17 protein-coding genes are annotated in these 16,865 nt (G+C 69.5%); 14 read left to right on the top strand and 3 right to left on the bottom strand.

Annotated elements, in window-relative coordinates:
* Window positions 1–5: 5 nt before the first annotated feature.
* Entirely contained in the window at window positions 6–833 is an 828-nt protein-coding gene (locus H6A23_RS07205) for a phosphatase (RefSeq protein WP_204831524.1), read from the top strand.
* Between the two features lie 186 nt (window positions 834–1,019).
* Window positions 1,020–1,793 carry an exodeoxyribonuclease III gene (locus H6A23_RS07200; protein WP_204831523.1) on the top strand — a complete coding sequence of 258 codons (774 nt, stop codon included), beginning with the start codon at window positions 1,020–1,022 and terminating at the stop codon, window positions 1,791–1,793.
* A 34-nt stretch (window positions 1,794–1,827) separates the two neighbouring features.
* On the opposite strand, the gene H6A23_RS07195 is transcribed toward H6A23_RS07200, so the two are convergent.
* The gene (locus tag H6A23_RS07195) at window positions 1,828–2,781 is read right to left on the bottom strand and encodes a patatin-like phospholipase family protein (RefSeq protein ID WP_204831522.1); all 954 of its coding nucleotides are present in this window, start codon (window positions 2,779–2,781) and stop codon (window positions 1,828–1,830) included.
* A gap of 166 nt (window positions 2,782–2,947) precedes the next feature.
* Here H6A23_RS07195 and H6A23_RS07190 point away from each other — a divergent pair, with 166 nt between their 5' ends.
* The 3 genes from H6A23_RS07190 (at window position 2,948) to H6A23_RS07180 (ending at window position 5,773) form a co-directional block, all read left to right on the top strand.
* Complete coding sequence (locus tag H6A23_RS07190) at window positions 2,948–3,685, top strand: NAD-dependent protein deacylase (protein WP_204831521.1); 738 nt, start codon at window positions 2,948–2,950, stop codon at window positions 3,683–3,685.
* A 124-nt stretch (window positions 3,686–3,809) separates the two neighbouring features.
* Complete coding sequence (folP, locus tag H6A23_RS07185; protein WP_204831520.1) at window positions 3,810–5,264, top strand: dihydropteroate synthase; 1,455 nt, start codon at window positions 3,810–3,812, stop codon at window positions 5,262–5,264.
* Complete coding sequence (locus H6A23_RS07180; protein ID WP_204831519.1) at window positions 5,255–5,773, top strand: hypothetical protein; 519 nt, start codon at window positions 5,255–5,257, stop codon at window positions 5,771–5,773. Before folP ends, H6A23_RS07180 begins: the two co-directional genes overlap by 10 nt.
* Before the next feature lie 21 nt (window positions 5,774–5,794).
* Here the strand turns inward: H6A23_RS07180 and H6A23_RS07175 are convergent, their stop codons facing one another.
* Window positions 5,795–6,568 carry a type III pantothenate kinase gene (locus tag H6A23_RS07175; RefSeq protein WP_204831518.1) on the bottom strand — a complete coding sequence of 258 codons (774 nt, stop codon included), beginning with the start codon at window positions 6,566–6,568 and terminating at the stop codon, window positions 5,795–5,797.
* A gap of 181 nt (window positions 6,569–6,749) precedes the next feature.
* On the opposite strand from H6A23_RS07175, the gene rpmE reads away from it, so the two are divergent.
* On the top strand, window positions 6,750–7,172 hold the full coding sequence (rpmE, locus tag H6A23_RS07170; protein WP_204831517.1) for a 50S ribosomal protein L31: 423 nt from the start codon (window positions 6,750–6,752) through the stop codon (window positions 7,170–7,172).
* 139 nt (window positions 7,173–7,311) lie between these two features.
* Here rpmE and H6A23_RS07165 read toward each other — a convergent pair whose 3' ends face one another.
* Window positions 7,312–8,763, bottom strand: a complete 1,452-nt coding sequence (locus H6A23_RS07165; RefSeq protein WP_204831516.1) for a hypothetical protein — start codon at window positions 8,761–8,763, stop codon at window positions 7,312–7,314.
* Window positions 8,764–8,944: 181 nt separating this feature from the next.
* On the opposite strand from H6A23_RS07165, the gene prfA reads away from it, so the two are divergent.
* The 8 genes from prfA (at window position 8,945) to atpB (ending at window position 16,854) form a co-directional block, all read left to right on the top strand.
* On the top strand, window positions 8,945–10,009 hold the full coding sequence (gene prfA / locus H6A23_RS07160; RefSeq protein ID WP_204831515.1) for a peptide chain release factor 1: 1,065 nt from the start codon (window positions 8,945–8,947) through the stop codon (window positions 10,007–10,009).
* A gap of 330 nt (window positions 10,010–10,339) precedes the next feature.
* The gene (locus H6A23_RS07155) at window positions 10,340–11,479 is read left to right on the top strand and encodes a glycerate kinase (RefSeq protein WP_204831514.1); all 1,140 of its coding nucleotides are present in this window, start codon (window positions 10,340–10,342) and stop codon (window positions 11,477–11,479) included.
* 212 nt (window positions 11,480–11,691) lie between these two features.
* Window positions 11,692–12,636, top strand: coding sequence for a peptide chain release factor N(5)-glutamine methyltransferase (prmC, locus tag H6A23_RS07150; protein ID WP_204831513.1), 945 nt, complete (start codon window positions 11,692–11,694; stop codon window positions 12,634–12,636).
* A 2-nt stretch (window positions 12,637–12,638) separates the two neighbouring features.
* Window positions 12,639–13,289, top strand: a complete 651-nt coding sequence (locus H6A23_RS07145) for an L-threonylcarbamoyladenylate synthase (RefSeq protein WP_204831512.1) — start codon at window positions 12,639–12,641, stop codon at window positions 13,287–13,289.
* Between the two features lie 139 nt (window positions 13,290–13,428).
* The gene (gene glyA / locus H6A23_RS07140) at window positions 13,429–14,685 is read left to right on the top strand and encodes a serine hydroxymethyltransferase (RefSeq protein WP_204831511.1); all 1,257 of its coding nucleotides are present in this window, start codon (window positions 13,429–13,431) and stop codon (window positions 14,683–14,685) included.
* 84 nt (window positions 14,686–14,769) lie between these two features.
* A complete protein-coding gene (gene upp / locus H6A23_RS07135) occupies window positions 14,770–15,417 on the top strand; it encodes a uracil phosphoribosyltransferase (protein ID WP_204831510.1) in 648 nt (215 codons plus the stop codon).
* Window positions 15,418–15,734: 317 nt separating this feature from the next.
* A complete protein-coding gene (locus H6A23_RS07130; RefSeq protein ID WP_204831509.1) occupies window positions 15,735–16,076 on the top strand; it encodes a hypothetical protein in 342 nt (113 codons plus the stop codon).
* Entirely contained in the window at window positions 16,045–16,854 is an 810-nt protein-coding gene (gene atpB, locus H6A23_RS07125; protein ID WP_353653032.1) for a F0F1 ATP synthase subunit A, read from the top strand. Before H6A23_RS07130 ends, atpB begins: the two co-directional genes overlap by 32 nt.
* Window positions 16,855–16,865 lie beyond the last annotated feature (11 nt).

Genomic DNA, 16,865 nt, shown 5'->3' with positions numbered 1-16,865 from the left:
GTTTCGTGCTACAGAATCGCTGCGACGTCCACACCCACACGCTCTACTCGCGCCATGCCTACTCAACGGTGCGCGAGGACGTGCTCGCCGCCCGCGACGCGGGCCTCGAGCTTCTGGGCATCACGGACCACTTCAGCGACATGCTCTTTCCCAACACCGACCTCACGCACGGCAGCCTTCGCGACTACCAGCACTTCATCAACATGAGGGTCTGGCCGCGCGTCTGGGACGGGGTCCGACTCCTGCACGGCGCGGAGGCCGACATACGCACGCTCGACGGGCGCCTCTTCGGCCAGGACGTCGAGGTCGCCGAGGACATAACCGGCCGCCCGCTGGACGGCCCCGCCACGCTCTACGAGCGCGTCGTCGCCGGCTGCGACTACGTGATCGCGAGCGTCCACTACAAGGACTTCGCCGCGCGGGCCTTGCTCGCGCAGACCACCCAGATGTACCTTGGGGCCCTTGACCAGCCCAAGGTCCTCGTGCTCGGCCACACGGGCCGCGCCGGCGTCCCGTTTGACGTCGAGGAGGTGGTGGGCGAGGCGGCGCGCCGGCACAAGCTCATAGAGATCAACGAGCACAGCCTCGAGATCAGCCGCCGCGACGGCCGGACCTGGACGAGCTGCAGCAAGATTGCCGAGAAGTGCGCAGAGCTCGGCTGTCAGGTCGTGGTCAACACGGACGCGCACATCTGCCCGTCGATTGGTCATGCGCCCAACGCGCTCGAGATGCTCGAGCGGATTCACTTCCCACAGGAGTTGATAGCCACGCGCTCGGCGGAGGCGTTTCTCGCCGCCATGGAGGCCGCGGGCCTCAAGACGCCGAGCTTCTAGTCCAGGATGGCCCGCATGCCGGTTCTTGGTGTTTTTTCGCCGTCTCGGTAAGTATCACTAAGTTAGTGTCATTTTTCTACCAGCACGTTTGCGACGGACTTTTGTCTGCTACTTCGGGTATCGTTCAAAAAACACCTAGAAACGAAACTGCGGCACCACAATCGCCGCCGCGCAGAAAGGAATGCCATGTCTCGCGAGCTGCGCCTCGTCTCCTGGAACGTCAACGGCCTGCGCGCCGTCATGAAGAAGGACCCGAGCTTCGTGGACGTGGTCGAGTCCACGGGGGCCGACGTCTTTGCCGTCCAGGAGACCAAGCTCCAGGAGGGGCAGATCGAGCTCGACCTGCCCGGCTACCACCAGACCTGGAGCTACGCCGAGCGCAAGGGCTACTCCGGAACCGCCGTCTTCTCCCGCGAGGAACCGCTGCGGGTCATCAACCACATCGGCGCGCCCGAGGCGGATAACGAGGGCCGCGTCTGCGCGCTCGAGTTCCCGGGCTACTGGTTTGTGGACGTCTACACGCCCAATGCCCAGAACGAGCTCGCCCGGATTGACACGCGTCTCGCCTGGGACGCGGCCTATCGCGACTTCCTCTGCGGCCTTGCCGCCAAGAAGCCGGTTGTGACCTGCGGCGACTTCAACGTGGCCCACAACGAGATCGACCTCAAGAACCCCGGCCCCAACCGCGGCAACGCGGGCTTTTCCGACGAGGAGCGGGAGAGCTTCACGCGCCTGCTCGACGCCGGCTTCACCGACACCTTCCGCGCCCGCCACCCGGACGTCACCGGTGCGTACAGCTGGTGGAGCTATCGCTTCAACGCGCGCAAGAACAACGCGGGCTGGCGCATCGACTACTTCCTCGTGTCCAATGACATCGCCGACCGCGTGACCGGCGCGTCCATTCTCTCAGAGGTCTACGGGAGCGACCACTGCCCGGTGGAGCTCACCATCGAGCTCTGACCTGACAAAGGTGATGACAAAGGTGTCAGGTCCGCTAGCCCAGCGTGATGTAGCCGGTTCCCGCGTCGGGGTCCTCGGGGCGCGGGCCGGCGTCGGGCGCGCCAAACAGGAACGTGCGCCAGAGCGGCAGGTCGCGCAGCCCCTGCGCGTGGGCGGCCTCGTAGGAGGCCGTGAGCCTGCGCGTGCTCACCGTCCCGCTCTCGACGCTCATCTCGTCGGGATAGACCACGTATGCGCGCCCCTCGGCGGCGAGGCGCTCGACATGCTCGATGGCAACGTTGTAGCGCTCCCAGCGCGAGAGGAGGGCCTTGCGCAGGTAGGGATAATCCTTGGCAACGCGGGCATAGAGCCGTGCCTCGCGGTCCGTCGGCGGCTGCTTGCGGTAGCCGCGCGGCCGCGTTGCCACGAAGAAGAAGCGCTCAAAGCCGTCCTCCTCCGCCATGCAGAGCGGGATGCCCGCCCCCGTTCCCAGGCCGCCGTCGTAGTAGACCACGTCGTCGATGGGCAGGGGCTGCATCGCGCCCGGAAGGGTGGAGCTCGCCCGCACGATGTTCACCATGCGCACGGGGTCCGTCATGTCCTCGCGGCCAAAGCGGACGGTGCGGCCGGTGTCGCGCTCGAAGGCCTGGATGCGCACGCGCGCGGGGTTTGCGGAGAATGTCTTCCAGTCAAAGGGCAGCGCGCCCGAGGTGAGGGCCCCCTCGTAGAGCGCGTCGGCATCGAAGTACCCCTTGCCGCGCAGGACCGAGCGCAGGCCCACGGCGGACTTGGCTGCGCCGTCCACGATGAACGACTTCCTCACGCGCGTGCGGTCGCGCGAGACATAGTTGACCGTATTGCTCGCCCCAGCCGAGAGGCCGCAGACGTAGTCAAAGTGAATCCCCTGCTCCAACAGGACGTTGGCGATGCCGGCCGAGAAGCTGCCCCGGTACCCTCCGCCCTCGAACACGAGGGCGCAGTCAAAGACGTTGTTGGTGAGCGTGTCCACGATGCCTCCTTCGCGCAATTCGCCGCTCCGGCGTGCAATACCCTCATATATGCCCCAAACCCCGGCCGGGGATTCCCCGTCGACGGTTTCTCCATGACGCTAGGGAGCGCGCGGGGTGCCTCTTTTCGCGCTACCATGGCGTGAGAGACGTCGAGGGGAGAAGACCATGGCGCAGACGATCACCGACCCATCCCAGGCCGCCGCGGAGCTCTCGGAGCGCTTCTCCCGCGCCCGCCGCGCCGTGTTCTTCGGGGGCGCGGGCGTCTCCACGGCAAGCGGCATCCCCGACTTCCGCAGCGCGGACGGCCTCTACCACCAGCACTTTGCCTATCCGCCCGAGGAGATGCTCAGCCACGGCTTCTTTGTCTCACACACCGAGGAGTTCTACGACTTCTACCGGGAGCGCATGATCTGCCTTTCCGCGCGCCCCAACCGCGCGCACGAGAAGCTCGCCGAGCTTGAGCGCGCGGGGCACCTCGCGGCGGTGGTGACGCAGAACATCGACGGCCTCCACCAGGCGGCGGGCTCGCGCGTCGTCCACGAGCTCCACGGGTCCACGCACCGCAACGTCTGCACGCGCTGCGGAGAGACCTACTCAGCGGAGTGGGTCATGGCCACGAGCGGCGTGCCGCACTGCGAGAAGTGCGGGGGCCTCGTGAAGCCCGACGTCGTGCTCTACGGCGAGCAGCTCGACGAGCGCGTTCTTCTCGCCAGCGTGCGCGCCATCTCCGAGGCGGACCTGCTCGTCATTGGCGGGACGTCGCTCGTGGTGTACCCCGCGGCGGGGCTCGTCAACTACTTCCGAGGGGACGACCTCGTGATCGTCAACCGCGACCGCACCCCGCAGGATGACGCCGCCGACCTCGTCTGCGCCTGCGACATCGCCGCCGCCTTCGACTTCTAGCGCCCGGCCGGCGTCGGCCCCGCCCGGCGCCCCCGCGCCCGACAAACCTGACGCCGGCGGCGCGGCGGCCCCTTGTCCGGGGCGGTTACAATGGTCGAGTACGCCCGAACCGAGGAGGATGCCCATGCTTCGAGAGAACTACACCACCTGGCGCTGCGGCGCGCACGAGATCTCCCTCGCGCGCCCGCGCATCATGGGCGTCCTCAACGTCACCCCGGACTCCTTTTCGGACGGCGGCGAGAACCTCGACGCCAAGGCCGCCATCGCGCGCGGCCTCGAGATGCTCGACGAGGGGGCCGACATCATCGACGTGGGCGGCGAGTCCACACGGCCCGGGCACACCCCCGTCCCCTCGAAGGAGGAGGCCGAGCGGATCGTCCCGGTGGTGCGCGCGCTCGTCGCCGAGGGGGCCGTCGTCTCCGTGGACACGCGCCACGCCGACGTGGCCCGGATGTGCGTGCGCCTGGGCGCCGCCATCGTGAACGACGTGACGGGCTTCACCGACCCGGAGATGGTGCAGGTCGCCGCGGACACGGGCTGCGGCTGCATCGTGATGCACTGGAGCAAGGACTCGCTGGCAGCCCGCCCGCCGCGCCGCCAGGTGCTCCTGGACGAGTCGCGCCCCGCCGGCTCGGCCGCCCAGCGCCCCGCGACCTCCCAGCGGCGCTTCACGCTGCCCGAGGAGGCGCCCATCATGCGCAAGGTCATGGGCTTTCTGGGCGACCAGGCGCGCACGCTCATGCGCGCCGGCGTCGCGCGCGAGCGGATCTGCGTGGACCCGGGCCCCGGCTTTGACAAGATGGCAGACGAGGACGTGGTCATCCAGCGGGCCACGCGCTCCGTGGCCTCGATGGGCTACCCCGTGGTCACCGCGGTCTCGCGCAAGCGCTTCGTCGGGGCGGTCTCCGGGGTGACGGACGCCGCGGCGCGCGACTTTGCCACGGCGGGCATCTGCATCTCCGCAATCGGGAACGGCGCCCGCATCCTGCGCGTTCATGACGTCGCCGGAATCTCCCAGGCGGTGAACGCCTACTGGGCCGTCTCCCACAAGGACGCGCGGCAGGGCTTTGTGAGCCTCGGCTCCAACGTGGGGAACCGCGTGGCCAACCTCGCACGCGCCACGCAGCTCATCGACGAGATACCCCTCACCTGCGTGGTCAACGTGAGCCACGCCTATGAGACCGAGCCCGCCTATGGCATCGCCACCCCCGTGGCCAACGCCGTGGCGGAGATTCGCACGGAGCTTCATCCGCTCGTCCTGATGGACAAGCTGCTCGAGGTGGAAAACGAGCTCGGGCGCATCCGCTCCGACGCGGCCACCCGCGACCCCAAGAAGCCCGGGACGGGGCCGCGCACCATCGACTGCGACCTCATGTGGGTCGAGGGGGAGCGTCACGCGGGCGCCCGCCTCACCCTGCCGCACCCCCGCCTCGGCGAGCGCGACTACGTCATCGTGCCCATGGAGGACCTCATGCATGACCCGGCGCGCTTCCTGGCGCACGGCGGCGTGGAGGTGCTCCCGCGCGACCAGCGCGTGGGCCTGGTGACCGCCGATCTTGGGGAGGTCGCATGGGAGTAGTCTCGCTCACGCTGCGCCCGGCGGTGCCGATGGGGCACGTGGTCGGCGTGCCGTTCGTGGCGGCGCTCGGCGTGGCGGCCGCGCTCGGGGCGCGCGTGGCGTGGCCGCATGAGGTGGTAGGCCCAGACGGCGCCTCGCTCGCCTCCGTCCGTGCCCGGGCCGGATACGATGACGAGGGCGTCTACGTGTCCTGCGACGTCGTCTCGCAGGGCGAGAAGGACCTCGATGCCGCCCTCGTCGAGCGCGCCGCCCGCGAGGCCGTTGCCGCATGGGGCTCGTCTGTCGCCGCCGGCCGCGCCGCGGCGGGGCCGCTCGCGCCCGTGCTCTCCGACTACTTCGATGCCCTGTTTGGCATGGGCGAGGCCGCGGAGGTCCTGCGCGCGGGACGCGTCGTCGCCGAGGGCACGCTCGTGGCCGTGGACGTCTGGGGTCGGGCCACGGTGCGCCTCGCGGACGGGCGGGAGCTCGAGCTCGCCCCCGAGCAGGCGGAACTGCGCCCTCTTTGCTGACGGGCCCGCCGCCTCTGTCAGCTACGCGCGCTCCCGGAGCCAGATCTCGCGGATGCCGCGCAGGGTGAGGTCGGGGTCGACGGCGTCGAAGAGGTCCGTCGCCTGCGCCACCGTACGCGCGAGGCCGCCCGTACCCACGACGGTGGCGTCCGGCGCGCCCAGCTCGGCGCGGATGCGCGCCACGAGCCCCTCGGCCTGTGCCGCCGCGCCGATGACCAGGCCCGACTGCAGGGCGGACTCGGTGGAGTCCCCGAGCGCGCGGGCCGGCGCCTCGATGGGCACGCTCGCGAGCCGCGCCGCGCGCGAGAAGAGGGCGTTTGCGGAGAGCATGAGGCCCGGCGAGATGGCGCCGCCGCGATAGCGCCCCTGCTGGTCCACGACGTCGATGTTCGTGGCCGTCCCAAAGTCCACCACGATGACCGGCGCGCCGTAGGTGCCCCTCGCCGCGATGGCGTTGGCGATGCGGTCGGCCCCGACCTGCCTCGGGTCGGGCATGGCGACCTCCATCCCGTAGCCCTCGCTCGCGCGCACGACGAGCGGCTCCCTGCCGAGGTGCGCCGTGAGGCAGCGCTTCCACGCGCGCTCGAGCGCGGGGACCACCGAGGCCACGCCCGCCGCGCTCGCGTCGGCGAGCGCGAGGCCGTCCTTCGCGAAGAACGAGAGGAGGCGCGCGTGCAGCATGTCGGCCGTGTCGCTCGCGTCCGTGGACATGCGCCAGCCCCGGGCGAGCGAGCCGTCCTTCTGGAAGAGCCCCAGCGTGGTCTGCGTGTTTCCAACATCGATGGCAAGGAACATGCGTGCCTCCCGTGGCCTGCCGCCCCCGGCGGCGCGTTCTTCTCGCCTCATCTTACGCGGAAATCTCCACATATGCGCCAGGGGGTTTCTGATATAGTCATACGGCTATTGTGTCTTGGTCGGAACCAAGACGAACCCCCGCCCTGGTCGGAAACCAGGGCCGAAGAAGAGGAGTCCTGCCATGAAGCAAGGTATCCACCCCGACTACGTGGAGTGCACGGTCCGCTGCACCTGCGGCAACACCTGGACGACCCGCTCCACCAAGAAGGAGATCGTCGTCGACCTCTGCGACAAGTGCCACCCGTTCTACACCGGCACCCAGAAGCTCGTCGACACCGGTGGCCGCGTCCAGCGCTTCGCCGACAAGTTCGGTGGTGCCGCTGCCGCGCAGCTGAAGAAGGCCCAGGAGGCCAAGGCCGCCAAGGCCGCCAAGGCCGCCGAGGAGGCCGCCGCCAAGAAGGCCGCCAAGGAGGCCAAGGCCGCCGAGAAGGCCAAGCGTGCCGCCGAGTACGCCAAGAAGGCCGAGGCCGAGGCCGCCAAGGCCGCTGCCGCCGCCCCCGCCGAGGAGGCTGCTGCCGAGCCCGAGGCCACCGAGGCCGAGTAACGCCAGGCGCATGGCATGAGAGGGCGCCCCGCGGAAACGCTCCGCGGGGCGCCCTTTTTGCGTGGCCTGCGCCCCGGGCAATTTGTCGCGTGCGCCGGCGCCCTTCTCGCCGCGCGGTTGCCCGGGGCGCGTGCGAGACTCACTTGCGCAGGGAGAACACGTCCGTGTACGAGAGCGTCTCGTCATAGGGGAAGAACAGGAACGAGCCGGTGTGGGCGTAGGTCGTCATGACCTCGGCCGTCGCGGACGTTGGGTCCTCGGCGCTTCCCAGGCGCAGCGTGAGCGAGACCACGCCGTCGACGTCCTCGGGCAGCGTGGCCTCAAAGACGAGCGAGCCGTCCGCGTCGTCCACGAGGGTTGCCGTGAACGGGACGTCCTGGAACATGACGTCGCCGTCACAGCCCTGGGCGTCCTGGCCGGGGTGCGCGTGGTAGTGCGCCACGCCCGAGACGGTGCCGCTGAGCTGCGAGACGCCGCCTTCCGTCCGCGCCTGCTCGACGGCAATGGCAAGTCCCGCCCCGCGCGCCGCAAGGCACTTGGTGCCCTCCGTCTCCTGGCGCGAGAAGGTGCCCGACCACGTCCCCACAAGTGGCTCCAGGCTGCGCGTCCTGCCGTCCTCGGATACCTGCACGTCCTCGATCTCCCACTGGCCCGTGGCCGAGCGGAAGGCAAACGTCACGGTCATGCGGCATTCGTACGACTCGAAGAGCCCCGCCCGCACGCACACGAGGTCGAGCACGTCCGTCCCCTCATTGGGGTCGAACTCCTCGCGCTCGACGGTCAGCTCGGCGTCGGCGTAGAGCTCCTCCAGGCTCGCCCCGTCGCCCTGGTCGCCGAGCTGCTGGTCCGCGCGCTCGAGCACCGACCCGATGTTCGCGGCGAGCCGCTCCTGGCTGATGCCGTTGATTGCCTCCCAGGACACGCGGACGTCCTCGGGGTCGCCGACGGCGCGCCACGCCCCGTCCCGGAACGCGTAGCCCAGGGTCGCTGACTTCTCGGCGCGCACGGCGCTTGAGCCCTCGTAGACAACAAGCACCTCGGCCCGCGCCGTTCCGTCTCCGGCCGGGCTGATCGAGCGGACCTCGACGTCGCGCGCAACAAGGACGTCATCGTTGCCAAACGCCCCCGGGGCGTAGGCGGGCGCGGAGAGGCGGGAGCGGGCGTCCTCGGCGACGAGCTCCTCAGGGGGCGTTCCCGGGGCGCGCAGCGCGAGGGCGGCCCCCGCGGCGAGAAGGACGATGGCGGCCGCCACCGCTGCCGTGACGACGCGGTGCGCGCGGATGGCGGCGGCGACGGCCGCGGCCCGCGCGCGCAGGTAGCGCCCGGCCGCGCCCGCCACGTCGTGCAACTCCGGCGCGCGCTCCTCCCCGGCGGGGCCCGAGGGGGCGCTCACCACGGGGGGCCGGCGCTGCGTGCCCCCGTCCGCGGGCTCTCCCAGCGTCGCGGTACGTCCTGCGACCGTGGCCTCGGGGTCCTCCGCCTCCTCGGGGCTGCCCGTCGCGTCGGCCGGCCCCGAGGAGGTTCGCGCCTCGTCCGCGGCGGGCGTGCGGTCCTCGCGCCCGTCCTTCTCGCTCTCGTTGGCTGCCGACATGCGTTTCTCCTTTGGTTGCCCTGGGCTCTAGTGTCTCATACCGGCGGCTCGGGGTATGATAAGACGGTTCAAGACACGTGCGGGGGAGGGGCCTGTGTACGCGAGATTCGACATGCTCTAGCGGCTCTGAGGGGGAGACCCCATCCACGCATGCCCGTATGACCCCCCACGAGGAGAAGATATGCGAGACAAGCTCACCAAGATCATTCAGGCCTACGAGGAGCTCGAGCAGAAGCTCATGGACCCGGCCGTGGTTTCCGACCCCAAGGAGTACGCGCGCCTTGCCAAGGAGCACGCGAGCCAGGCCGAGCTCGTGGCGCGCGCCCGCGAGTACCTGGGCGCGCTCGATGACATCGAGGCAGCCAAGGAGATGCTCCACGAGGCCGATGCCGAAGAGAAGGCCATGCTGCAGGAGGACATCGCCGCCAACGAGGCCAAGCTCCCCGAGCTCGAGGATGAGATCAAATTCCTGCTCATCCCGGCCGACCCCAACGACGAGAAGGACACCATCGTGGAGATTCGCGGCGGCGTGGGCGGCGACGAGGCCGCCATCTTCGCCGGCGACCTCTTCAAGATGTACCAGCGCTTCTGCGAGAGCCGCGGCTGGAAGATCCAGATCCTCTCGTCCAGCCCGAGCGAGGCCGGCGGATTCAAGACCATCGAGTTCAAGGTCACGGGTGACCGCGTCTACTCCGTGCTCAAGTACGAGTCCGGCGTGCACCGCGTCCAGCGCGTGCCCAAGACCGAGAGCCAGGGCCGCATCCAGACCTCCACGGCCACCGTCGCGGTGCTTCCCGAGGCCGACGAGATCGACATCCAGATCGACCAGTCCGACCTGCGCATCGACACCTACTGCGCCTCCGGCCCCGGCGGCCAGTGCGTCAACACCACCTACTCGGCGGTGCGCATCACGCACCTGCCCACCAACACCGTGGTGCAGTCGCAGGACCAGCGCTCCCAGATCCAGAACCGCGAGGTCTGCATGCAGATGCTGCGCGCCCGCCTCTATGAGATGGAGCTGGAGAAGCAGCAGGCCGAGCAGGGCGCCGCGCGCCTCTCCCAGATTGGCCACGGCAACCGCTCGGAGAAGATTCGCACCTATAACCAGCCGCAGGACCGCGTGACCGACCACCGCATCGGCTTCAACAGCACGTATAACGGCGTCCTGCTCGGCGATGCGCTGTCGGGCGTCATCGAGGCGCTCGCCGCCGCCGAGCGCGCGGAGAAGCTCGCCCAGGCGGTGTGACGCCGCCCCGGCATTGGCCGTGCTGCCGCCCCGTCGCGTGCGTGCGACGGGGCGGTCGTTTTTTCTCGACGTGTGCGCAGTCAGCTCGTTGGTGCGAAGCTCGGCGGCGCTCCTGCGCAATCGGCGGCTTGGTGCGAAGCGTTTTCCGGCGCGGCCGAACGGGCGGATGGCGACCATCAGGCGTTTTGCCATATGCGCTCGGCCGTATACTGCCTGTAGGGCACTTCTGCGAGCAAAAATGCTTCGCACCAAGCCACCGATTGCGCGCCGAGCCTGCCGTCTTTCGCACCAAGGCCTCGTTTGCGCGAAGAGAGGCCGGGAGGACAGACAATGCGCATCGTCGTGGCATCCGACTCGTTCAAGGGGACGCTCTCGTCGGCCAGAATCGCGCAGATCATCTCTGAGGAGGCGCCGCGGGCCATCCCCGGCGCCGAGGTGCTGGGGGTTCCGGTGGCCGACGGCGGAGAGGGGACGGCCGAGGCGCTCGTCGCTGCCTGCGGGGGAGCGCTTCGGGCGGTGATGGCGCGCGATCCCCTTGGGCGGCCCGTCGAGGCGCGCTATGGCCTTCTCGACTCCGGCGAGGCGCTCGTCGAGGTCGCGGCGGCCTCGGGGCTGCCGCTGCTCGCGCCGTGCGAGCGCGACGCCGCCCGAACGTCGAGCTTTGGCACGGGCCAGCTCATCAGGGACGCGCTTGACCAGGGGAGCAGAAGCGTCACCCTTGCCCTGGGCGGTAGCGCCACCAACGACTGCGGCATGGGCATGATGCGCGCGCTCGGCGCGCGGTTCCTCGCCGCGGACGGGGCGGAGCTTCCGGGGACGGGGGCCAATCTCGGGCGCGTCTCCCGTATCGACCTCGCGGGGCTTGACCCGCGGCTTGCGGAGACGACGTTTTACGCGATGTGCGACGTGACGAACCCCCTGACCGGACCGCAGGGCGCCACGGCGGTGTTTGGCCCGCAGAAGGGGCTCGGCCCGGCGGATGTCGAGCGGCTCGACTCCGGCATGAGGCGGTTTGCCGGGCTCCTGCGCGACCAGCTCGGGAAGGACGTCGAGGCGCTGCCGGGCGCGGGCGCTGCCGGAGGGGTGGGGGCCATGTCCGTCGCGCTCCTCGGCGCGAAGCTGGTCTCTGGCATCGAGCGGGTGCTCGCGCTCGTTGGGTTCGACGAGCTTCTGGAGGACGCCGACCTCTGCGTCACCGGCGAGGGGCACGCGGACGCCCAGAGCGCGTGCGGCAAGGTCGTGAGTGGGGTGGGGGCGGCATGCGAGCGCGCGGGCGTTCCCTGCGTTGCCGTGGTGGGCGGCTTGGACCCGGACACCCCTGACCTGCCCGGGGTAAGGGCGATCGTTCCCACGGTGACGGACCCGGGCCTCGGGCTCGCGTACTCGCTCGAGCGTGCGGAGCCGCTCTATCGGCTGGCGATTCGCCGGGCGCTCGGGCTCATCTCCCTGGGGGCGGGCCTTTCGATTTAATGTGTGTTCTCTGATCGTCGCCAATCCCCCGCGGAGCGCCTATGCGGGGCTTTGGCGACGGATTGTGCCGACGCAATGTCGCGAAGGTCCCGCTCTCGGGCTGTGCGGGGCCTTCGCGACGCTTCTGGAGGCCGTCCCGGCGGGTCCCCGCCCCGCGCCCCGTCCCATCCCGCGCTATGATGCAGTGACGCCACGCAAGCGAAGGGAGCACGATGCCACACGGCGAGCCCTGGACCATCAAGCGCATACTCGACTGGACGAGCGGATACCTCGAGCGCAAGGGTGACGAGCACCCTCGCCTCTCGGCGGAATGGCTGCTCGCCAATGTCACCGGCCTCTCGCGCGTGGAGCTTTACGTCAACTTTGACAAGCCGCTGCAGGCCGACGAGCTCGCCGCCATGCACACGGCCATCGAGCGGCGCGCGGCCGGGGAGCCCCTGCAGTACGTCACCGGGGAGATGCCCTTCCGCCACATCGTGCTGCGCTGCGAGCGCGGCGTGCTCATCCCGCGCCCCGAGACCGAGGTCCTCGTGGACGCGGCCCTCGAGGGCGTGGACGCCGCCCGCGCGCGCCAGGGTGCGGAAGGCGAGAAGGACGCAGAAGGCGAGAAGGACGAGCCGGCGGCCGACCCCGTCCGCGTGCTCGAGGTCGGCACGGGCACGGGCTGCATCGCGCTCTCGATCGCCTCGGAGCGCCCGGGGACGCACGTCACGGCGACGGACCTCTCCGAGCGCGCGGTCGAGCTCGCCTCCCGCAACCGCGAGGCCCTTGGTCTCGAGGACGCGGTGGACATCGTCCGGACGGACCTCGCGGAGGGCGTTGACCCCGAGCTCATGGGGTCCTTCTCGGTGCTTGTGTCCAATCCGCCCTACATACCCACCGCCGTGCTGCGCGAGGAGGTCCCCGCCGAGGTGGCGGACTATGAGCCGGAGCTCGCCCTCGACGGCGGCGATGACGGGCTCGACGTCTTCCGCCGCCTGCTCGAGCTCGCCCCGCGTGCGCTCGCGCCTGGCGGCATGCTGGCGGTCGAGCTATTCGAGGGCTCCCTGGACGATGCCGCCGAGCTCGCCCGCGCCCAGGGAGGCTGGTCTGCGGTCGAGGTGCGCGAGGACCTCACGCGCCGCCCGCGCGTGCTTGTGGCCATACGAGAGGAATAGAGATGGGAAGCGTCATCACGGTCGACCAGAAGAACCCGGACGGCGAGGTCGTCGAGCGCGTCGCGGCCGTCCTGCGGGAGGGCGGCGTCGCCGTGCTCCCCACGGACTCGGTCTACGGCATCTGCTGCGCCGCGACGCCGGAAAACCCCGCCCACGGGCGCATCTTCGACATCAAGCGCCGCGACCGCGCCCAGACGCTGCCGTGGTTCATCGCCGAGGCGTCCGACCTCATGCGCTACGGCCGCGATGTCCCGTCCTGGGCCGTGCGGCTCGCCGAGCGCTACTGGCCGGGCGCGCTCACGATCGTCGTGCGCGCCTCCGGCGAGGTGCCGGCGGAGTACGCGCAGCCTGCCGAGGGCGGCCCCACGATCGCCCTGCGCGTCCCGGGGTCCGCGCTCGACCGCGCCGTCGCCCGCGCCCTGGGCGTGCCGCTCGCGCAGACGAGCGCCAACACGCATGGCGCGCCCTCGGCCACGAGCGGCGGCTCCGTCGAGCCCCAGATCGTCGCGGCCGCGGACCTCACGCTCGACGGCGGCGAGGCGCCGGTTGGCGTTGCGTCGACGATCGTGGACGCCACGCGCCCCGAGCCGCGCGTGCTGAGGGAGGGCGCCCTCACGTGCGACGAGGTCCTTCTCGCCGTTCGCGGGGCGTAACACGGCGCTCACGGAGACCTCGCGTCGTCGTGCTACGCTATACCAAGCGCACGCCGCAGGGGTGCCCTGCGGATCGGCGAGCCGGGCCGCGCGGGACGCGTGATGGCGCTCGGGGCGGCTCCCAACCAGAGGAGGTCCCATGTTCTGCGAGCACCTGAGAGCGTCCGATCCCGAGGTCTTCTCCACGGTCGAGGACGAGCTGCGCCGCCAGCGCTCCTCCGTCGAGCTCATCGCGTCGGAGAACTTCGTTTCGCTGGCCGTCATGGAGGCCGTGGGGTCGCCCCTCACCAACAAGTACGCCGAGGGCCTGCCCGGCAAGCGCTACTATGGCGGCTGCTGGGCGGTCGACAAGGCGGAGAACCTCGCGCGCGACCGTGCCTGCAAGCTCTTCGGCGCGGGCTTTGCCAACGTGCAGCCGCACTCGGGCGCCCAGGCCAACTACGCCGCCCTCGCGGCGCTGGCCACGCCCGGCGACACCGTCATGGGCATGGCGCTCGACAACGGCGGCCACCTCACGCACGGCTCGCCGGCCAACTTCTCCGGCAAGCTCTACAACATCGTCTCCTACGGCGTGGACTCCCAGACGGAGCGCATTGACTACGACGCCGTGGCGGCGCTCGCCGAGAAGCACCGCCCCAAGGTGATCATCGCCGGTGCCTCGGCCTACCCGCGCGTCATCGACTTCGAGCGCTTCGCCCAGATCGCCCATTCCGTGGGCGCCTCCCTCATGGTGGACATGGCCCACATCGCCGGCCTCGTGGCCACCGGCCGCCACCCCAGCCCCGTGCCCTTTGCGGACGTCACCACCTCCACCACGCACAAGACCCTGCGCGGACCGCGCGGCGGCCTCATCCTGGCAAACGATGCGGACCTTGCCAAGAGGCTCAACTCCGCGGTCTTCCCCGGCAGCCAGGGCGGCCCGCTCGAGCACGTCATCGCCGGCAAGGCCGTCGCCTTTGGCGAGGCGCTCTCCCCGGACTTTGCCGCCTACACCGACGCCATCCTCGCCAACGCAAAGGCGCTCGGGCGCGGCATGGAGTCGCGCGGGCTGCGGCTCGTCTCCGGCGGGACCGACAACCACCTCCTGCTCGTCGACCTCACCCCGGCGGGCGACGTCACGGGCAAGGATGCCGAGGGCCTGCTCGACTCGGTGGGCATCACGGTCAACAAGAACACCATCCCCGGCGAGAAGCGCTCGCCCTTCGTCGCGAGCGGCATCCGCGTGGGGTCGGCTGCCGTCACCACCCGCGGCTTCACCGAGCGGGAGTGCGAGCGCGTGGGTGAGCTCATCGGCGACGTCGTTGCGGGCCACGGCGACGATGCCCTCATGGACCGCATCAGCATGGAGGTGCGCGAGCTGCTCGCCGAGCACCCGCTCTACCCCGAGCTCGACTAGTCTGCAAGTTGGGGACAGTCCCCAATTAGCAGAAATGTTTTATGTAAATTGGGGACTGTCCCCAATTTGCGGAAAGGAGCAGAAATGGCAGAGGAGTTCGACCCGGCACGCTTCACCGTCATCGACCACCCGCTCGTGCAGCACAAGCTCTCCATCCTGCGCGACAAGGACACGCCCACCAAGCAGTTCCGCGAGCTCGTGAACGAGCTTGCGATCTTTGAGGGCTATGAGGCCATGCGCGACTTCCCGCTCGAGGACGTCGAGGTGGAGACGCCGCTTGAGGTCACCACCTGCCGCCGGCTCTCCGGCAAGAAGGTCGCCATCATCCCGATCCTGCGCGCCGGCCTCGGCATGGTGGACGGCCTGCTCCAGCTCGTCCCCTCCGCGCGCGTGGGCCACGTGGGCATGTACCGCGACCCCGAGACGCACGTGCCGCATCAGTACTACTGCAAGTTCCCGCCTGACATCGAGAACCGCATCTGCCTGGTCGTCGACCCCATGCTCGCCACCGGCGGCTCGCTTACGGCGGCCATCCAGTTCCTCCGCGAGGCCGGCGTGCGCGACATCCGCTGCCTCACGCTCGTCTCCGCGCCCGAGGGCGTGCGCGCCACGCTGGACTTCGACCCGGATGTGCGCCTCTACACCTGCGCACTCGACCGCCAGCTCAACGACCACGCCTACATCCTGCCGGGGCTCGGCGACGCGGGCGACCGCATCTACGGCACCAAGTAGGTCGTCGGCGCGACGTTCTTCTCGCCCCGTGCGTTCTGGAAGGCGCGGTCGTGGCAGCTGGCCGCGGATGCGCGTTGTGAGATTCGGGCTTATGGCAGCAATGGGGCTGCCATAAGCCCGCTTTCTGCAACGGGTGATGACATCTTCCCAGGTGCCGGGATTCCGCGACTGCCAGAACTCGCATTTCGGCAACGTCGAGAAGCGCCCTTCACGATTGTGTCGAATCGGGGGCGGCGGCCGGCAGCCTGCTTGACCAATTTTGCGGGCGCGCTAGACTTCGAATGTCCTGAATTCGCTCGGACGGGAGGCGGTGGAGCTTGGAGCCTCAGGTTGCCATCGCCGCCGGCGCGCTCTTCGGCCTTCTGGGCTGCGTCGCTCCGGCCGTTCTGTTCGAGCGGGCTCTGAGGGGAAGTCGCGCGGTCTCGCTGGCCGCCGGCATCGCGGCCGTGGGCGTGTCGTTTCTCACGCTCACTGTTGTCCTGCTCGTGGTGTATGCTGCCACGAACGGGGGCTTCTTGGAGTTCGGTTGTGCGCTGGTCGGCTCGTTTCTGCTCTTCTGGGCAATCGAGGCAATCCGCGCCTGGAGGGCGGCCAACGGCCGTCCCCAGAGAGAAGGGAAGGATGAGCGTGGGCAATCCTCTGGACAGCCTGGGAGATGAGGTCAACGAGCTCGTCTCGAGCTTTAAGTCTCAGGCGATCTTCGGCAATCTTGATGTCGCCGGATTCACGCAGTACTCGTTCTGGTTCGCCGTGGCTATCGTCTTGATGCTTATCCTGCTCTTTGCCTTCAAGAAGCGCCAGTCCAAGGGGCTCGTCCCCAAGGGAGTCTTCGTGAACGGCATGGAGTACCTCGTGGAGTTCGTCCGCGACGACATGTGCAAGGGGCTGCTCGGCGAGTCCTGGAAGCGCCACTTCCCGTTCATCGCGTCCATCTTCCTCGTGGTGCTCGCCAACAACATCGTGGGCATCATCCCGGGCTGCAAGCCCGGCACGGGCACCATCTCCACCACGGCGGCGCTCGCCGTGTGCTCCTTCGTCTACTTCATCGTCTGCGGCGTGAAGAAGCACGGCGCGCTCGGCTATGCCAAGAGCCTCGCCCCGGCCGGGGTCGCCTTCCCGCTCAACGCGCTGGTGTGGCTCATCGAGGTCTTCTCCACGATCCTTCGCCTCATCACGCTCGCCGTCCGACTCTTCTGCAACCTCTTCGCGGGCCACGTCGTCATGGGCACCTTTGCGATTTTGGCCTCCCTCTTCTTCGAGCCGATGATCCAGGCCTTCTCCGTGGCCACGGCGATCCAGGCCGGCGCGTCCGTGCTGTGGGTCGGCATCCTGCTCGTCATCTACGTGGTGGAGATTATGGTCGCCGCCATCCAGGCATATGTCTTCGCCCTGCTCTCTGCGGTCTACATCCAGATCGCGGAGTCGGACGAGGAGTAGCAGCGGCAACT

This window comes from Olsenella uli, assembly GCF_016900775.1.
GTDB classification, from domain to species: Bacteria; Actinomycetota; Coriobacteriia; order Coriobacteriales; family Atopobiaceae; genus Thermophilibacter; species Thermophilibacter uli_A.
The sequence above is the reverse complement of the archived record's forward strand: the minus strand, read 5'-3'. Positions and strand labels throughout refer to the sequence as shown.

Bases quoted from the DNA above. Each gene is read 5' to 3' on its own strand.
- H6A23_RS07200 (WP_204831523.1), top strand. From the start codon at position 1,020: ATGTCTCGCGAGCTGCGCCTCGTCTCCTGGAACGTCAACGGCCTGCGC.
- H6A23_RS07190 (WP_204831521.1), top strand. From the start codon at position 2,948: ATGGCGCAGACGATCACCGACCCATCCCAGGCCGCCGCGGAGCTCTCG.
- folP (WP_204831520.1), top strand. From the start codon at position 3,810: ATGCTTCGAGAGAACTACACCACCTGGCGCTGCGGCGCGCACGAGATC.
- H6A23_RS07180 (WP_204831519.1), top strand. From the start codon at position 5,255: ATGGGAGTAGTCTCGCTCACGCTGCGCCCGGCGGTGCCGATGGGGCAC.
- H6A23_RS07175 (WP_204831518.1), bottom strand. From the start codon at position 6,568: ATGTTCCTTGCCATCGATGTTGGAAACACGCAGACCACGCTGGGGCTC.
- rpmE (WP_204831517.1), top strand. From the start codon at position 6,750: ATGAAGCAAGGTATCCACCCCGACTACGTGGAGTGCACGGTCCGCTGC.
- H6A23_RS07165 (WP_204831516.1), bottom strand. From the start codon at position 8,763: ATGTCGGCAGCCAACGAGAGCGAGAAGGACGGGCGCGAGGACCGCACG.
- prfA (WP_204831515.1), top strand. From the start codon at position 8,945: ATGCGAGACAAGCTCACCAAGATCATTCAGGCCTACGAGGAGCTCGAG.
- H6A23_RS07155 (WP_204831514.1), top strand. From the start codon at position 10,340: ATGCGCATCGTCGTGGCATCCGACTCGTTCAAGGGGACGCTCTCGTCG.
- prmC (WP_204831513.1), top strand. From the start codon at position 11,692: ATGCCACACGGCGAGCCCTGGACCATCAAGCGCATACTCGACTGGACG.
- H6A23_RS07145 (WP_204831512.1), top strand. From the start codon at position 12,639: ATGGGAAGCGTCATCACGGTCGACCAGAAGAACCCGGACGGCGAGGTC.
- glyA (WP_204831511.1), top strand. From the start codon at position 13,429: ATGTTCTGCGAGCACCTGAGAGCGTCCGATCCCGAGGTCTTCTCCACG.
- upp (WP_204831510.1), top strand. From the start codon at position 14,770: ATGGCAGAGGAGTTCGACCCGGCACGCTTCACCGTCATCGACCACCCG.